The organism is Rhodomicrobium sp. R_RK_3 (assembly GCF_002198715.1).
GTDB lineage: Bacteria > Pseudomonadota > Alphaproteobacteria > Rhizobiales > Rhodomicrobiaceae > R-RK-3.
This window is the reverse complement of sequence record NZ_MWLK01000015.1, coordinates 270,784-285,888: the sequence shown is the minus strand read 5'-3', so window position 1 is coordinate 285,888 and position 15,105 is coordinate 270,784. Positions and strand designations below refer to the sequence as shown.

Here is a 15,105-nt window from a genome sequence, read left to right as displayed (position 1 = left end):
GCCATGACCGATATCCTCCGAGAACCCGCCATCGCCGACCGCCGCCCGACCGGCCTGCGCGCCTCGCTCAGCGAGTTCTGGTACTATTTCAGCGAAAACCGCGGCGCGGTGATGGGGCTTTGGATCTTCGTTATCGTCTGTTTCGTCGCCATCTTCGCCGACCTGATCGCGCCGCACGGACCGGCGACGCAATATCGGGAAGCGCTGCTGACGCCGCCCGTCTGGCAGAGCGGGGGCGACTGGCGCTTCCTGCTCGGCACCGACGCCGTCGGCCGCGACATCCTCTCCCGGCTGATCTACGGCTCGCGCTATTCGCTGTTCGTCGGCTGCATCGTCGTTGCCGGGGCAATGATCGTCGGCGTCGCCCTGGGCCTGATCGCGGGCTTTGTCGGCGGCGTGGTGGATACGCTGATCGTGCGCATCATGGACATCATCCTCGCCTTCCCCAATTTGCTGCTGGCGCTCGCCCTGGTCGCGATTCTTGGGCCGAGCCTCACCAATGCGATCATCGCCATCGCCATCGTGCAGCAGCCGCATTATGTGCGCCTGACCCGCGCCGCGGTGCTCGGCGAAAAGCAGAAAGATTACGTCACCGCCGCGCGCGTCGCCGGCGTCGGCCCGTGGCGGCTGATGGGCGTGACCATCCTGCCCAATTGCCTCGCGCCGCTGATCGTGCAGGGCGCGCTGTCCTTCTCCAGCGCCATCCTCGATGCGGCCTCGCTGGGCTTCCTCGGCATGGGTGCGCAGCCGCCGACGCCCGAGTGGGGCACCATGCTGGCCGAAGCGCGCGAATTCATCCTGCGCGCCTGGTGGGTGGTGACCATGCCGGGCCTCGCCATTCTCATCGTCGTGCTGGCCATCAACCTGATCGGCGACGGCCTGCGCGATGCCCTCGACCCCAAGCTGAAGAGGGCATAGATGGCGCTCTTGGAAATCCGGAATTTAACGGTCGAATTCGCCACCTCGACGGGTGTCTTCCGCGCCGTCGACGGCGTCTCGCTCGATGTCGATCCGCGCGAGGTGCTGGCCGTGGTCGGCGAATCCGGCTCGGGCAAATCGGTGAGCATGCTCGCCGTGATGGGCCTGCTGCCGCCGACCGCCCGCGTCCGCGCCGACCGGCTGCGCTTCGACGGCGTCGATCTGATGACGCTTTCCCTGCGCCAGCGGCGGGCGATGATGGGCGCGCAGATGTCGATGATCTTCCAGGACCCGATGTCGAGCCTCAACCCGTGCTACACGGTGGGCTTCCAGCTTACCGAGGTGTTGAAGATCCACACCGATCTCGGCCGATCCGGCCGCCGCGAGCGGGCTCTGGAACTGCTGCGCCATGTCGGCATCCCCTCGCCCGAGCAGCGGCTTAGCGCCTTCCCGCACCAGATGTCCGGCGGCATGAACCAGCGCGTGATGATCGCCATCGCCATTGCCTGCAACCCGAAACTGCTGATCGCCGACGAGCCGACGACGGCGCTCGACGTCACCATCCAGGCGCAGATCCTCGATCTGCTTTTGCGGCTGCGCGAGGAGACCGGCATGGCGATGATCCTGGTCACGCACGACATGGGCGTCGTCGCCGAGACGGCGCAGCGCGTCTCCGTCCACTATGCCGGCCAGAAGGTCGAGGAGCAGCCGGTGCTCGGCCTGTTCGCCGACCCACATCACCCCTATTCCTCGGCCTTGCTGGCGGCCTTGCCGGAGCGTGCCGGGCCGGGCGAGCTGCCGTCGATCCCCGGCGTCGTGCCGGGCTATTTCGACCGGCCGAAAGGCTGTTTGTTCTCGCCGCGCTGCCGCTATGCGACGGAGCTTTGCATCACGGTTCCGCCGAAACGGGCCGGGAAGGCCGAGGGCGAGGCCTTATGCCATTATCCGCTGGTCGGCGGCCAGCCCCAGGGGCATCCCGCATTCGAGGCCGTGGCATGAGTGGCGAAGTGGTTCTCCAGGCGCGCGATCTCACCCGCCATTACCCCATCCGGCAGGGCCTGTTCCGCAGCGACGCAGTGCTGAAGGCCGTCGACGGCGCCGGTTTCGACCTGCGGCGCGGGCAGACGCTGGCCGTGGTCGGCGAGTCCGGCAGCGGAAAATCGACGCTCGCCCGCTTGATTACGATGATCGAGCCGCCGACCTCGGGCAGCCTCAATATTCTCGGCAAGGAGATCGTCGGCGCCTCGCGCGCGACGCTGAAGGATTTGCGCTCCAGCGTGCAGATCGTCTTCCAGAACCCCTATGCCTCGCTCAATCCGCGCCAGAAGATCGGCGCGGCGCTCGAAGAGCCGCTGCTGGTCAACACGAGCCTGTCGCGGGCCGAGCGGCGCGAGAAGGCCGAGGCGATGATGGCGGCGGTCGGCCTGCTGCCGGAGCATTTCCACCGGTATCCGCATATGTTCTCCGGCGGCCAGCGCCAGCGCATCGCCATCGCCCGCGCGCTGATGCTCGATCCCGCCATCCTGGTGCTCGACGAGCCGGTCTCGGCGCTCGACGTGTCGATCCAGGCGCAGATCCTCAATCTCCTGACCAAGCTGCAGGACCGGCTCGACCTCGCCTATCTGTTCATCAGCCATGACCTGTCCATCGTCCGCCATATCGCCGATGAGGTGGTGGTGCTGTATCTGGGCCATCCGGTCGAGCAAGGCCCCGGCAAGACCATTTTCGACGACCCGCGCCACCCCTATACGCGCGCCTTGCTCTCGGCGACGCCGGTGGCCGATCCCTTGCGCCGCAAGGAGCGCATCGTGCTGAAGGGCGAGCTGCCGTCGCCGCTCGCGCCGCCGCCCGGCTGCACCTTCAACACGCGCTGCCCGCTGGTCTTCGAGCGCTGCCGCGTGGAGGAGCCGAAATTGCGCCAGGTCGCGGGCCGCGACGTGGCCTGCCACGCCTGCGGATAGAGCCGGGGCGAGCGGCGTCGGGTTGCGCCGCAGATGCCGGACGGAGTGTCCTCGGGTCGGAGCGCCGCGACGTTTCTCAGCGTCGGAACGGCGCCCAAGCCCTGCCCTGTCACATGGTTTGCGTTACTTTTTTCAGCCGGCTGGGGCGGTCGGGGTCGTGGCCGCGAGACTGGGCGACCTGCTCCGCGAGCGCGTAGAAGGAGAGCAGCATCACCAGCGGGTCGAGCAGCGGATGGCCGCTCGGGGTGATGGGCAGGCGGCCCGGACGCGGCTCGCCCGGCTCGGCGACGAAGACGCGGGCGCCGGTGGCTTCGAGACGCGAGACCGCCTCGGCCATGGCGTCGAAGGCGGCGTCGCGGGGGCGTAGGGCGATGACGGGGAAGCCCGGCTCGACCAGTTGCACCGGGCCGTGCATGACCTCGGCGCCGCTGAAGGCTTCCGCGTGCAGCATGGCGGTCTCCTTCAGCTTCAGCGCCGCTTCGGCCGCGATGGGGAGGGCCGGGCCGCGCCCAACGATATAGGCGGAACTGGCATCGCGCAGGACGGGCAGCGCCTCGGACCAATCGGCGGCGAGGGCCTTCTCCAGCGCCTCGGGCAGTGCGCGGACCGCTTTGGCGAGCACCGCATCGCCGCGCCATTCCGCGACCAGCGCGGCAAGGATCGCGGCGGAGGAGAGGAAGGTCTTGGTCGCCGCGACGCTGCGTTCGAGGCCGGAATGGAACGGCAGCACGGCATCGGCGCTTCTGGCGAGCGGCGCGTCCACGTCATTGACCACGGCGATGACGAAGGCGCCGGCCGCCCGCGCCGCCTGCTGCAGGCTGACGATGTCCGGCGACTTGCCCGATTGCGAGACCGAGATCAGCGCGGCGCCCGCCAATCGCAGCGGCGCATGATAGAGCGAGGCGACCGACGGCCCCATCGACGCCACCGGAATGCCGACAAGGATTTCCGCCAGATATTTGAAATAGACCGCCGCATTGTCCGAGGAGCCGCGCGCGCAGGTGACGATGACGCCAGGCCGCAATTCGGCCAGCCGCCGCGCGGTGTCGCGCAGATTGCCCTCCTCGCGCGCGAAGAACCGGGCGACGGCCTCCGGCACTTCACGGATTTCCTCCGCCATGGCGCTGGGGCCGGCAGGTCGGTCGGTCATTGTTGCCTCATATCAATATCGCGCCGTTCGGCGTTTATCGCTCCGAAGCGCTTAACGTGGTGGAAGCACTCTTCACACCCTCAGACGAAATCCCCGCGAAGGCGGGGACCCAGTAAAGGGCAAAGCTAGTCGCTGGTCTGTGCCGAACCACAATCGCTGCGGCGTACGGGGTCCCCGCCTTCGCGGGGATTATCAAAAGAAGCGCGCCCGGATAAGAACGGCTCTTACGCGCCTTTGCCGATCGCCCTCTGATCGCCGTCGAAGCGGAACAGCTTGTCCTGCTCGAACCGCGCGAACAGTTTTGCGCCGATGTCGAAATCATGGTGGCCGAAGAGGCGGATGGTCAGCAGGCCCGCCTTGCCGCAATCGAGATAGACGTTGGTGTCCGCGCCCAGATGCTCGATATGCGTCACCGCGCCCGCCGCGTCGCCGGCCGCCGGATCGAGCCGGATATGCTCGGGCCGCACGCCGATGGTCACGGCGTCATGCCTGCCCAACGCGGCGGCGTCAATGAAGTTCATCTGCGGCGAGCCGATGAAGCCGGCGACGAAGACATTGGCCGGCGCATTATACAGCTCCATCGGCGTGCCGATCTGCTCGACGACGCCGTCGCGCAGGATGACGATGCGGTCGGCGAGCGTCATGGCCTCGGTCTGATCGTGGGTGACGTAGATCATGGTGGCCTTCAGCTCGCGGTGCAGCCGCGCCAGCTCCAGCCGCGTATTCACCCGCAGGATCGAGTCGAGGTTCGACAGCGGCTCGTCGAACAGGAACAGTTTTGGCTTGCGCACCACGGCCCGCCCGACGGCGACGCGCTGGCGCTGGCCACCGGAGAGTTCCGCCGGGCGCCGCTCCAGATAGCTGCCCAGCGACAGCATCTTCGTCGCCTGCGCGACGCGTTTGGCGATCTCCTCCTTGGGGAATTTGGCGTGCTTCAGGCCGAGGGCCATGTTGTCGCGCACATTCAGATGCGGATAGAGCGCGTAGCTCTGGAACACCATGGCGATGCCGCGCTCGGCGGGCGGCGTGTGGCCGACATCGGCGCCGTCGATCTTCACCGCCCCCGAGGTCGCGTCCTCCAGCCCCGCGATCACCCGCAGCAGCGTGGATTTCCCGCAGCCGGAAGGGCCGACGATGATGACGAATTCGCCATCGGCGACGTCCAAATCGATGCCTTTGAGGATGTGGACGGCACCGAATGATTTATGGATGCCGGAGAGCGTCAATGCACCCATGAAAACGGTCCTATTAGAGCGTGATGGCCTGGCCGCTGCGAATGCTCGCATCCGCCGCCAGGCAAATATTGAGGGATTGGACGGCGTCGTCCATGTGGCGTGTGAGGTCGAGATCCTCGCGGATGGCGCGGAGCACGAAAGCCTGCTCGCGGTCGCAGAGCGCCTGGTGGTCCGGCTCGTCGGCCATCGACAGATCGGTGTCGGCTTGCAGGAACGCGCCGGCCGCATCCGTCGCGGCGCGGTGGATGCGGATGGTCGAGGTGCGCGTATGGGCGTTGATGTCGTCGGATTTGGCCGCCTCGTCCATGATGATGGAGACGCTGCCTTTGGGCGAGACGATGTCCTTCACGAAATAGGCCGTCTCTGACATCATCGGCCCCCAGCCCGCCTCGTACCAGCCGATCGAGCCGTCCTCGAACAGCACCTGGAAGTGGCCGTAATTATACATCTCCGCCGCGATCTCCTCCGACAGGCGCAGCCCCATGCCGCGCACGCTGACCGGCCGCGCATCGGTGATCTGGCACATCACATCGACATAATGCACGCCGCAATCGACGATGGGCGAGGTGGTGCGCATCAGGTTCTTGTGCGTCTGCCAGGTCGCGCCGGAGGATTGCTGGTTGAGGTTGAGGCGGAAGACGTAAGGGCCGCCGAGCTTGCGGGCTTCGGCGATCAGCGTCTGCCAGGAGGGGTGGTGGCGCAGGATGTAGCCGACGACGAGTTTGCGGCCCGTCGCCTTCGCGGCAGCAACGACACGCCGCGCATCCTCGACCGTCGTCGCCAGCGGTTTTTCGACGAAGACATGCGCGCCCGTTTCCATCGCCGCGACGGCGTAATCCGCGTGACTCTCCGAATAGGTGTTGATCGAGACGAGGTCGGGCTTCAGTGCCGCGAGCGCGGCTTCGTAGCTCTCTAAGACCGGGAACGCCGCAAGCTCGTCCGGCAACTCGACCGGCGAGCGGTTGACCAGCCCCACGACCTCGAAACCGGGATTGCGGTGATAGGCCAGGGCATGGCTGCGGCCCATATTGCCGAGGCCGGCGACGAGGACGCGCAAAGCGCTCATTTGACCGCTCCCGATGTGATGCCACGGATGAGCTGGCGCGAGAAGATCAGATATAGGATCAGCGCGGGCAGGATCGCCAGCGACAGCGAGGCGAGCACGGCGTTCCAGTTGGTCAGGAACTGCCCGATGAACACCTGCGAACCGAGGGTGAGCGTCTTGGTGTTCTCCGCCGGCGCCAGGATCAGCGGGAACCAGAGGTCATTCCAGATCGGGATCAGCGTGAACACCGCGACGGTGGCCATGGCCGGGCGCACGATGGGCAGCACCAGCCGGAAGAAGATGCGGTATTCACTGAGGCCGTCGATGCGGCCGGCATTCTTCAGGTCGCCCGAGACCTGCCGCATGAACTCCGACAAAATGAACACCGAGAGCGGCAGCCCTTGTGCCGTATAGACCAGGATCAGCGCCGCCAGCGTGTTGACCAGCCCGGATGCGACGATCAATTGCAGGATCGCGACGGTGCCGAGCCGGATCGGGATCATGATGCCGAGCGCCAGATAGAGCACGACCAGCGAATTGCCCCGGAAGCGGTATTCGGACAGCGCGAAAGCGGCCATGGCGCCGAACAGCAACACGCAGAACAAGGACGCGACGGTGACGATGACGCTGTTCTGGAAATAGAGGATGAAATTGCCCTGGGCCCAGACCGTCTCATAGCCGAGCAGGCTGAATGTCGTGCTGTTCGGCAGCGAGAGCGGCTGGCTGAAGATGGCGGCGCGGGATTTGAACGAGTTGATGAGAATGACGAAGACGGGGAACAGCGCAATGAGCGTATAGGCGATCAGGATCGCATGGGCGGCAACGGCGCGGGGCGTGGATTGGCGAGCGGACATGGCGGGCGCCTAGACCGGTTCAGTCGGGCGCAAAACGCCCCCAGGCGCCGCGGCGCAACCTCTCCCAGGGGAGAGGTCGGCGCGCGAAGCGCGCCGGGTGAGGGGTTGCGGACTCACGGTGAGGCACGAACCCCTGACCTCGTGAAGACCTCGATACAATTCCCTCCCGTCGTCCCGGACACCGCGAAGCGGTGAGTCGGGACCCATTGGCCGATCCGCAAGCACGGTGCCGGCGGAAAAGCGAGTAGGCCCCAGCTCTGACGGCCGGGGCGAAGGATGAGAGGTTTCGGCAATGCGCGGAAGTCTCCCGTAGGCGGAGTCCGGCTGCGGATCGTGGAAGGTTGCGCGCGTATCTGTGTCCATCCTGTCCGCCTCCCTAAAGCTGATAGCGGCGCAGACGCGTCTGCACCGCGAAGAGGTAGATCGAGACGCCGGTCAGGATGATCATCAGCATGGCGAAGGCGATAGCCGAGCCCATGTTGGGATTGCCGATCTGCAACTGGAAGCCGAAGAAGGTGCGGTAGAGGAAGGTGCCCAGAATGTCGGTCGCGTAGTTCGGACCGGCGAGCGCGCCTTGCGCCGAGTAGATCAGGTCGAAGGCGTTGAAATTGGCGACGAAGGTCAGCACCGAGATGATGCCGATGGAGGGCAGGATCAGCGGCAATTGGATCTTCCAGAATTGCGCCATGCCGGTGATGCCGTCGCATTCGGCGGCCTCCAGCACCTCGTCCGGAATGGTGAGCAGCGCGGCGTAGATCAGCATCATCGGGATGCCGACGAACTGCCAGACCGAGATCAGGCTGAGCGTCGTCAGCGCATAGGCCTCCATGCCGAGCCATGGCGCGAACAGGCTTTTCAGGCCGATGGCATCGAGCAGGTTCGGCGCGATGCCCCAGATCGGGCTGAGGATGAGCTTCCAGGTGAAGCCGACGATGACGAAGGAGAGGATGGTCGGCACGAAGATCGCAGTCCGGTAGAAGCTGGCGAAGCGCAGGCGCGGATTGCTGAGCAGCGCGGCGAGCAGGATGCCGATGGGATTCTGCAGCAGCATATGGACGGTGAAGAACCAGAGATTGTTGCCGAGCGCGTTCCAGAAATCCTTCGACCAGCGCGGATCGCCGAACAACGTGCGGAAATTGTCGAGGCCGACGAAGACCTGCTGATGGTCGATGTCCTTGAACAGCGAGAGTTTCAGCGTGCTGAACAGCGGCACGATCATCAGGGCGGTATAGACGAGGATGGCGGGCGCCAGGAACACCGCAATGTGCCAGCGGGTTTTTCGCCGCCCCGCGATCTCGTCCGTCATCCGCGTGTCCCGCCCCTATTCGCCGTCCGGGCCGGAGAGACCTCCGGCCCGGATTAGTGCCCGATCTTATTGCTGCGGCTTATACCAGCTCGCGAGGCCCTTTTGCAGGCGCGCGCCAGCCGCTTCCGGCGTCTCGGTGCCCTTGATGACATTGACCGAGGCGTTCCAGGTCTCGTTTTCCAGGTTCGGCGTGCCGCGCGACAGGATCTGATAGGTCGAGCGGATCGTCGATTTGCACTTGCCGCGCCAGGACAGGAATTCCTGCGCCACCGGGTCCTTCATGGTGATCTTGTGATCGGAGAGCGAGAAGAAGCCCGGCAGAGCGTTGGCGTAGAGATCGGCGAATTCGGCGGTGGTGACCCAATTGAGGAATTTCATCGCCGCCTCGGGATTCTTGGTCTTGGCGTTCATGCCGATGGCGATGTCGGTGTGGTCGGAGATGTAGCACTCGTCGCCCGCCTTCTGCACCGGCGGATAGAAGGCGCCCATCTTGAACTGCGCCTGCGTGTTGAAGCCGGAAATGTCCCAGGAGCCTGCCGGATAGATCGCCGCGCGGCCGAGCGTAAAGAGGTTCTGGCTGTCCGGATAGGTCTGCGCCTCGAAGCCGTCGCCGAGATAGGGCTTCCACTTGGCGAGTTGGCGATAGGGAGCGACCCAGGGCTCGTCGGTGAGCTTCTGCGTGCCCTTGATGAGCGCGAGCCGGCCTTCCTCGCCCTTCCAATAGTTCGGGCCGATATTGTTGTAGCCCATGGTGGCGGCTTCCCACTGGTCGTTGGTGCCCATCGCCATCGGGATGTAGGTGCCGTCCTTCTTGATCTTCTCGAGCGCCGCGAAGAACTCCGCTTCCGTCTTCGGCACCTCGACGCCGACCTTGGCGAAGGCGTCCTTGTTGTAAAGGAATCCGTGGATGACCGAGGCGACCGGTACGCAATAGGTCACCGCGCCGTCATCCGTGCTCCAGCCGGATTTGGCGACGGCGCTGAAATCCTTCATGCCCGCGAGGCCCTGCACGGGTACGAGATGGCCCTTGCTATAGAGGCTGAGCGAGGCGTCGAACGGGCGGCAGGCGATCAGGTCGCCCGCCGACCCGGCGTCGAGCTTGGAGTTCAGCACCGCGTTATATTCCGGCGGCGCAGAGGGCGTGAATTTCAGCTTGATGCCCGGGTTCTTGGCCTCGAAGGCAGGGATGATCTTCTCCTGCCAGATCGGCAGGTCGTCATTGCGCCAGCTCTCGATCGTCAGGGTCACGTCGGCGGCATGGGCCGACCCGGCGGCGAGGGCGAATGTCGCGGCAAGCAGCACCCGTTTCAGGGGATCGTGGTTCATCGAGACGCTCCGATTGGCGCGCCGTCTGGCGCATTGCGGTTTTGGCTTCGGCTGGCATGAAGATGTTGCAAAGCGGGCCTGAGCACCTGCCCGGATTGTTGAAGGATGGCGCGCGCGGCGTCGGGGCTGTCCGCGCCGCTGGCGAGCAGGATGGCGATCTTGGTGGAGCCGCCGGAGCGGGCGAAACTGTCTTCGGCGGTGCGGTCGTCGCAGCCGGCGATGGCGCTCACCATGCGCCGGGCGCGGTCCCTGAGCTTGGCGTTGTCGGGGCGGACGTTGACCATGTAGCCGTCATGCACATGGCCGAGATGAATGCCCGCCTGGGTCGAGATCATGTTGAGCACGATCTTCTGCGCCGTCCCCGCCCCCATCCGCGTCGAGCCGGCGAGGATTTCGGGCGGCGTGTCGAGATGGATGGCGGTGCCGGCGAGGGTCAGCAGCGGCGTGCCGGCATTGTTGGCGATGGCGATGGTCTTCGCGCCCGCCGCCTTGGCGGCGAGGAGGGCGGCGACCGCGTAGGGCGTCGTGCCGCTGGCGGATAAGGCGATCAGGCAGTCGTTCGCGCCGGGGTCGAGCGCACGCACGTCTTCGGCGCCGCGCTCCTCGTCGTCCTCGGTCTCGGCGGCGAAATTCGCGATGGTCTCGACGCCTTCGGACAAGAGGATGATGATCCGCTCGCGGCCGATGCCGAATGTGCCGGGGATCTCCAAGGCGTCGGCGAGCGCCATCAGCCCGGAACTGCCCGCGCCGGCATATATCAGCCGTCCACCGGATTCCAGACATCCCGCCACGATCCCGGCGGCCTCGGCGATTTGCGGGATGGCGTCGCGAACGGCGCGGGCCGCCGCGATCTGAACGTCGCACATCACCATCAAGGCGATCTCGGGCGGCAGGGTGTCGAGAGCGTTCGAAGCCCGATGGCGCTGCTCGGTATTTGTGAGTGCCATGACCGTAACCCTCCCCCGCCGATATAATGCCAAAGAAATACCACTTGTCCATATAAGTTGATTAAGATTTTGGAGAAGCTGGACACTTTCAGTATATATTATTGATATTATTATATAAAAATCGGAGCGCGGTTTTTCGGGAGACAGCCGGCCTAAAATGGTATTAGATTGGTATTGCATCTTTTGAGGTCACGATGACGCTTTTGATCGCAGTCGATGGTGGCGGAACGTCCTGCCGGGCGGTCGTTGCGGATGGTGCCGGCAGGCGCCTCGGCGAGGGGCTGGCCGGCTCCGCCAACATCGCCAGCGACATGCTCATCGCCCGCGACAACATCGCCGAGGCGGCGCGCCTCGCCCTCCAGCAAGCCCGCCTGCCGGAAGCCCGGATCGCCGATTGCGCCGCCGTCCTCGGCCTTGCGGGGGCCAATATCGGCGACAAGCCGGGCCGCATCGCCGCGCTGCTGCCCTTCCGCGTCAGCCACGTCGAGACCGACGCCCGCATCGCGCTCCAGGGCGCGCTCGGCACGCAGGACGGCGCGGTCGCCGTGCTCGGGACCGGCTCGGTGTTCATCGCGCGGGACGGCGGCCGGATCCGCAGCATCGGCGGCTGGGGGCCGGTCATCGGCGACCTGTGCAGCGGCGGGCGGCTTGGCCGCGCCCTGCTGGAGGAGGTGCTGCGCGCCTATGACAGGCTGCGGCCCGGCACCGAGCTCTCCGAGGCGATTCTCGCCCGCTACGGCAACGACCCGGACGCCCTCGTCGACTATGCCAAATCCGCCAAGCCGGCTGATTTCGCCAGCTTCGCGCCGCTGATTTTCGACCATGCCGACCGGGGCGACGCCATCGCCTCCGACATTCTCAAACACGCCATCGCCGAGCTGGAATTGACGCTGCGCACCCTGCTGGCGAGCGATGAGGCGCCCTTCTGCCTGCTCGGGGGCCTTGCTTCGAGCTATTCGCGGCATTTGAGCGACGCCTTCAGGCAGCGCGAGCGCCGGCCGGAAGGAAACGCCATCAGCGGCGCGCTGGCGATGGCCGTCGCGATGTTCGGCCAGCCGCAGGGAGCGAAACGGGATCATGGCTGACGCCGCGCAGGACATTCAGCGCCCGAACAAATGGACCCTCTCGGGCGACGGCCCGCTCTATCTCCAGCTCCGGCGAAGGCTGGAGGACGAAATCCGCAATGGCGGCCTGCAGCCGGGCGCGCCCCTGCCCTCCGAGCGCGAGATCGCCGATAGCTGCCAGGTCTCGCGGGTCACCGTGCGCAAGGCGGTGCAGTCGCTGGTGCGCGACGGCGTCATCGTGCAAAGGCGCGGCTCGGGCACGACGGTCGCGCGTCCGGTCGACCGGGTCGAGCAGTCGCTGTCGCGGCTGACCTCGTTTTCGGAGGACATGGCGCGGCGCAGCATGACCGGCGGCTCGGTATGGATCGAACGCGGGGTTTATCCCGCGTCGCCGCGCGAGATGATGGCTCTCGGCCTCGGCGCCGAAGCGCAGGTCGCCCGCATCGCCCGGCTGCGCATGGCGAACGGCGTGCCGCTGGCCATCGAGCGCGCCGCCATCTCGACGCAATATCTGCCCGATCCGCAGCGCATCGCGCATTCGCTCTATGCCGCGCTGGCGGAATTGGGCAATAAGCCGGTGCGGGCGATCCAGCGCATTTCGGCGGTCAATCTTGGGGTTGAGGATGCCGCGCTGCTGGAGGTTTCGGAAGGCAATGCCGGGCTGAGCATCGAGCGCATATCCTATTCGGCGCAGGGCGCGGCGATCGAATTCACGCGCTCGATCTATCGCGGCGACGCCTATGATTTCGTCGCCGAGCTGAAGATCGGCGATGACGGCAAATGAGATTGCAATGACGCGGACGATCGCCCTGACGGGCGCCAGGATTTTCGACGGACGGTCGACGCGCGGCGGCGCCGCCGTGCTGACGGCGGACGGCATCATCACCGGCATTGTGCCGGAGGCGGAGGTCCCAGCCGATGCAGGCTCGGTACGGCTCGATGGCGGATGGCTCGCGCCCGGCTTCATCGACCTGCAGGCCAATGGCGGCGGCGGCGTGCTCTTCAACGAGGAGCCGACCGTCGACGGCATCCGCAAGATCTGCGCGGCCCATGCCCGCTTCGGCACGACGGCGCTGCTGGCGACTCTCATTACCGACACGCCGGAGATCACGCAGCGCGGCATCGCGGCGGGCGTCGAAGCCTACCGGCAAGGCGTGCCGGGCTTTCTCGGCCTGCATCTGGAAGGCCCGCATCTGTCCATCGCCAAGCACGGCGCGCATCGCCCCGACCTGATCCGGCCCATGACCGGCCGCGATGTCGAGACCTTGCGTCAGGCGCGGGCGGCGCTCCCCAATCTGATGGTCACGCTGGCGCCTGAAGCCGTCGAGGATGCGCAGATCGCCGAACTCGCCGACGCGGGCATCTGTGTCAGCCTCGGCCACAGCAACGCGCCGGCGGAGCGGGCGAAAACCGCCTTCGCGGCAGGCGCCCGCGCCGTCACCCATCTGTTCAACGCCATGAGCGGCCTCACGCACCGCGAGCCCGGGCTGGTCGGCGCGGCGCTCAATGCCAGCGATGTCTATGCCGGGCTGATCGCCGACGGCCATCATGTCGTGCCGGACGCCATCGCCATCGCCCTGCGCGCCAAGATTGGGCGCGGCAGGATTTTTCTGGTCACCGATTCGATGTCGACGACGGGCACCGACCAGACCGAGTTCGAATTGAACGGACGCCGCATCCTGCGCCGGGACGGCGTGCTCACGCTCGAGGACGGGACGCTGGCGGGCGCCGATCTCGACATGAATTCCGCCGTCAGGTTCATGGCCGGCAATCTCGGCCTTCCCTTTGAGGAGGCGCTCCGAATGGCCTCGCTCTATCCGGCGCAGTGCCTCGGCATCGCGGCGACGCGGGGATGCCTCCTGCCGGGCGTGGCCGCCGATCTCGTGCATCTGAACGAGGCCTGCAACGTGCAGGCAGTCTGGATCGCGGGATCGGAGCAGGCGGGCCGGCGCTGAGTCAGTCAGCGGCCGACCGTACGGTCTGCCTTACTTCTCGGCAGTGACGCGCCAGATTACGTCGCCCACATCGTCCGCCACCAACAGCGACGCCCCGTCCAGCCCGACCGCCACGCCGACAGGCCGCCCATAGGACGCCTTCTCGTCCGGCGCGAGGAAGCCCGTCAGAATATCGCGCGGGCGCCCGACCGGCCGACCATTCTCGAACGCGACGAAGACGACGCGGTAGCCGCTGAGCGTGCTTCGGTTCCAGGAGCCGTGCTGGCCGATCGCCATGCCGTCCGGGAAACCGGGCAGCGTGCCGGCCGGCATCCAGCAAAGGCCGAGCGAGGCGGTGTGGCCGCCCAGCGCGTAATCCGGCGTGATGGCGGTTGCGACGAGGGCCGGGTCCTGCTTCACCCGATCGTCCACTGTCTGCCCCCAATAGCAATAGGGCCAGCCATAGAAGCCGCCATCGCGCACGGAGGTGAGGTAATCGGGCGGCGTCTCGTCGCCGAGGCCGTCGCGCTCATTGACGACAGTCCACAGCACGCCGGTCTGCGGCTCGAAGGCGAGGCCGACCGGATTGCGCAAACCGCCCGCGAAGATGCGGGCCTGCCCGCTCGCCACGTCGAACTCGTAGATCGCCGCGCGGCCGACTTCGACATCGAAACCGCTCTCGGCGATATTGCTCAGCGAGCCGACGCCGGCATAGATCTTCGACCCGTCCGGGCTGGCCAGAAGGCTGCGCGTCCAATGGCCGCCGGGCTTGAAACTGGTCAGCTTGCGCCCCGGCGCGGTGATGCGGGTCGTGCCCGGCGTATAGGGGAAGGCGACGATGCCGTCGGTGTTGCCGACATAGAACGTATCGCCCAGCAGCGCCATGCCGAAGGGCTGGCGCTGGCCTTCCAGAAACGCCTCGCGCGTCTCGGCCACGCCGTCGCCATCGGCGTCGCGCAGCAGCGTGATGCGGTTCGGGCTCGGCCCCGTGGCGGCGGCGCGCTTCAGCGTGCTGTGCATGGCGTAGTCGAAGAGCGAGCGCACCGGGCCGGGCATGAACAGCGACTCCGCCACGGTGACGTCGCCATTGGGCAGCACATGGATCCAACGCGGATGCCTGAGACCCGCCGCGAAGGCGTTGACCTTCAGGCCGGAGGCGGCGACGGGCGTCTGGCCCGGGTCCCATCCGCGCGCGGTCGGCATTTTCAGGGTCGGGACGGCGCCTTGCGGCACTGCGGCTGGGATGGTCGGGGTGCTGCCCACCGCCTGCTCGCGCGGGCCCGCACCAAGCCGCCGTCGCCACAGGATCGCGCCGGCCCCGATCAGCGCGACGATGCGCGCGAAAAACATGCTCATTGGCGTTCC

General features: G+C 66.5%; 14 protein-coding genes. 6 read left to right on the top strand and 8 right to left on the bottom strand.

The annotated features are described in order from the left end of the window. The first annotated feature begins 3 nt into the window (after positions 1 to 3). Genes BLEFHOIH_RS08115 through BLEFHOIH_RS08105 form a run of 3 tightly spaced genes read left to right on the top strand, consistent with a single transcriptional unit; the run spans position 4 to position 2,879 of the window. Positions 4 to 918 (top strand): ABC transporter permease subunit, encoded by a 915-nt coding sequence (locus BLEFHOIH_RS08115; RefSeq protein WP_088344194.1) that lies wholly within the window; start codon positions 4 to 6, stop codon positions 916 to 918. After that, a complete protein-coding gene (locus tag BLEFHOIH_RS08110; protein ID WP_088344192.1) occupies positions 919 to 1,917 on the top strand; it encodes an ABC transporter ATP-binding protein in 999 nt (332 codons plus the stop codon). Further along, positions 1,914 to 2,879 (top strand): dipeptide ABC transporter ATP-binding protein, encoded by a 966-nt coding sequence (locus BLEFHOIH_RS08105; RefSeq protein WP_088344190.1) that lies wholly within the window; start codon positions 1,914 to 1,916, stop codon positions 2,877 to 2,879. Before BLEFHOIH_RS08110 ends, BLEFHOIH_RS08105 begins: the two co-directional genes overlap by 4 nt. Before the next feature lie 109 nt (positions 2,880 to 2,988). On the opposite strand, the gene BLEFHOIH_RS08100 is transcribed toward BLEFHOIH_RS08105, so the two are convergent. The 7 genes from BLEFHOIH_RS08100 to BLEFHOIH_RS08070 form a co-directional block, all read right to left on the bottom strand. Further along, a complete protein-coding gene (locus BLEFHOIH_RS08100; protein ID WP_088344188.1) occupies positions 2,989 to 4,029 on the bottom strand; it encodes an SIS domain-containing protein in 1,041 nt (346 codons plus the stop codon). 224 nt (positions 4,030 to 4,253) lie between these two features. Beyond that, complete coding sequence (locus tag BLEFHOIH_RS08095) at positions 4,254 to 5,264, bottom strand: ATP-binding cassette domain-containing protein (protein ID WP_088344186.1); 1,011 nt, start codon at positions 5,262 to 5,264, stop codon at positions 4,254 to 4,256. 13 nt (positions 5,265 to 5,277) lie between these two features. Then, a complete protein-coding gene (locus BLEFHOIH_RS08090) occupies positions 5,278 to 6,330 on the bottom strand; it encodes a Gfo/Idh/MocA family oxidoreductase (RefSeq protein WP_088344184.1) in 1,053 nt (350 codons plus the stop codon). Then, on the bottom strand, positions 6,327 to 7,163 hold the full coding sequence (locus tag BLEFHOIH_RS08085) for a carbohydrate ABC transporter permease (protein WP_088344182.1): 837 nt from the start codon (positions 7,161 to 7,163) through the stop codon (positions 6,327 to 6,329). The genes BLEFHOIH_RS08090 and BLEFHOIH_RS08085 overlap by 4 nt, the downstream gene beginning before the upstream one ends. Positions 7,164 to 7,539: 376 nt before the next feature. Next, positions 7,540 to 8,469, bottom strand: a complete 930-nt coding sequence (locus BLEFHOIH_RS08080; RefSeq protein WP_088344180.1) for a sugar ABC transporter permease — start codon at positions 8,467 to 8,469, stop codon at positions 7,540 to 7,542. 66 nt (positions 8,470 to 8,535) lie between these two features. Next, positions 8,536 to 9,795, bottom strand: coding sequence for an ABC transporter substrate-binding protein (locus tag BLEFHOIH_RS08075; RefSeq protein WP_088344178.1), 1,260 nt, complete (start codon positions 9,793 to 9,795; stop codon positions 8,536 to 8,538). Continuing rightward, positions 9,792 to 10,742 carry an N-acetylmuramic acid 6-phosphate etherase gene (locus BLEFHOIH_RS08070; RefSeq protein WP_088344176.1) on the bottom strand — a complete coding sequence of 317 codons (951 nt, stop codon included), beginning with the start codon at positions 10,740 to 10,742 and terminating at the stop codon, positions 9,792 to 9,794. The genes BLEFHOIH_RS08075 and BLEFHOIH_RS08070 overlap by 4 nt, the downstream gene beginning before the upstream one ends. Before the next feature lie 194 nt (positions 10,743 to 10,936). Between BLEFHOIH_RS08070 and BLEFHOIH_RS08065 the strand changes: the two genes are divergently transcribed. Genes BLEFHOIH_RS08065 through nagA form a run of 3 tightly spaced genes read left to right on the top strand, consistent with a single transcriptional unit; the run spans position 10,937 to position 13,761 of the window. After that, positions 10,937 to 11,827: a BadF/BadG/BcrA/BcrD ATPase family protein gene (locus BLEFHOIH_RS08065; RefSeq protein WP_088344174.1), complete on the top strand. Its 891-nt coding sequence runs from the start codon at positions 10,937 to 10,939 to the stop codon at positions 11,825 to 11,827. Then, the gene (locus BLEFHOIH_RS08060) at positions 11,820 to 12,590 is read left to right on the top strand and encodes a GntR family transcriptional regulator (protein WP_088344172.1); all 771 of its coding nucleotides are present in this window, start codon (positions 11,820 to 11,822) and stop codon (positions 12,588 to 12,590) included. The genes BLEFHOIH_RS08065 and BLEFHOIH_RS08060 overlap by 8 nt, the downstream gene beginning before the upstream one ends. A 7-nt stretch (positions 12,591 to 12,597) precedes the next feature. Continuing rightward, entirely contained in the window at positions 12,598 to 13,761 is a 1,164-nt protein-coding gene (gene nagA, locus BLEFHOIH_RS08055) for an N-acetylglucosamine-6-phosphate deacetylase (RefSeq protein ID WP_088344334.1), read from the top strand. A 30-nt stretch (positions 13,762 to 13,791) separates the two neighbouring features. Here nagA and BLEFHOIH_RS08050 read toward each other — a convergent pair whose 3' ends face one another. Beyond that, positions 13,792 to 15,096 carry a sorbosone dehydrogenase family protein gene (locus BLEFHOIH_RS08050; RefSeq protein ID WP_088344170.1) on the bottom strand — a complete coding sequence of 435 codons (1,305 nt, stop codon included), beginning with the start codon at positions 15,094 to 15,096 and terminating at the stop codon, positions 13,792 to 13,794. Positions 15,097 to 15,105 lie beyond the last annotated feature (9 nt).

Excerpts from the sequence above, each read along its gene's own strand:
- BLEFHOIH_RS08115 (WP_088344194.1), top strand. The coding sequence starts at position 4 with ATGACCGATATCCTCCGAGAACCCGCCATCGCCGACCGCCGCCCGACC.
- BLEFHOIH_RS08110 (WP_088344192.1), top strand. The coding sequence starts at position 919 with ATGGCGCTCTTGGAAATCCGGAATTTAACGGTCGAATTCGCCACCTCG.
- BLEFHOIH_RS08105 (WP_088344190.1), top strand. The coding sequence starts at position 1,914 with ATGAGTGGCGAAGTGGTTCTCCAGGCGCGCGATCTCACCCGCCATTAC.
- BLEFHOIH_RS08100 (WP_088344188.1), bottom strand. The coding sequence starts at position 4,029 with ATGACCGACCGACCTGCCGGCCCCAGCGCCATGGCGGAGGAAATCCGT.
- BLEFHOIH_RS08095 (WP_088344186.1), bottom strand. The coding sequence starts at position 5,264 with ATGGGTGCATTGACGCTCTCCGGCATCCATAAATCATTCGGTGCCGTC.
- BLEFHOIH_RS08090 (WP_088344184.1), bottom strand. The coding sequence starts at position 6,330 with ATGAGCGCTTTGCGCGTCCTCGTCGCCGGCCTCGGCAATATGGGCCGC.
- BLEFHOIH_RS08085 (WP_088344182.1), bottom strand. The coding sequence starts at position 7,163 with ATGTCCGCTCGCCAATCCACGCCCCGCGCCGTTGCCGCCCATGCGATC.
- BLEFHOIH_RS08080 (WP_088344180.1), bottom strand. The coding sequence starts at position 8,469 with ATGACGGACGAGATCGCGGGGCGGCGAAAAACCCGCTGGCACATTGCG.
- BLEFHOIH_RS08075 (WP_088344178.1), bottom strand. The coding sequence starts at position 9,795 with ATGAACCACGATCCCCTGAAACGGGTGCTGCTTGCCGCGACATTCGCC.
- BLEFHOIH_RS08070 (WP_088344176.1), bottom strand. The coding sequence starts at position 10,742 with ATGGCACTCACAAATACCGAGCAGCGCCATCGGGCTTCGAACGCTCTC.
- BLEFHOIH_RS08065 (WP_088344174.1), top strand. The coding sequence starts at position 10,937 with ATGACGCTTTTGATCGCAGTCGATGGTGGCGGAACGTCCTGCCGGGCG.
- BLEFHOIH_RS08060 (WP_088344172.1), top strand. The coding sequence starts at position 11,820 with ATGGCTGACGCCGCGCAGGACATTCAGCGCCCGAACAAATGGACCCTC.
- nagA (WP_088344334.1), top strand. The coding sequence starts at position 12,598 with ATGACGCGGACGATCGCCCTGACGGGCGCCAGGATTTTCGACGGACGG.
- BLEFHOIH_RS08050 (WP_088344170.1), bottom strand. The coding sequence starts at position 15,096 with ATGAGCATGTTTTTCGCGCGCATCGTCGCGCTGATCGGGGCCGGCGCG.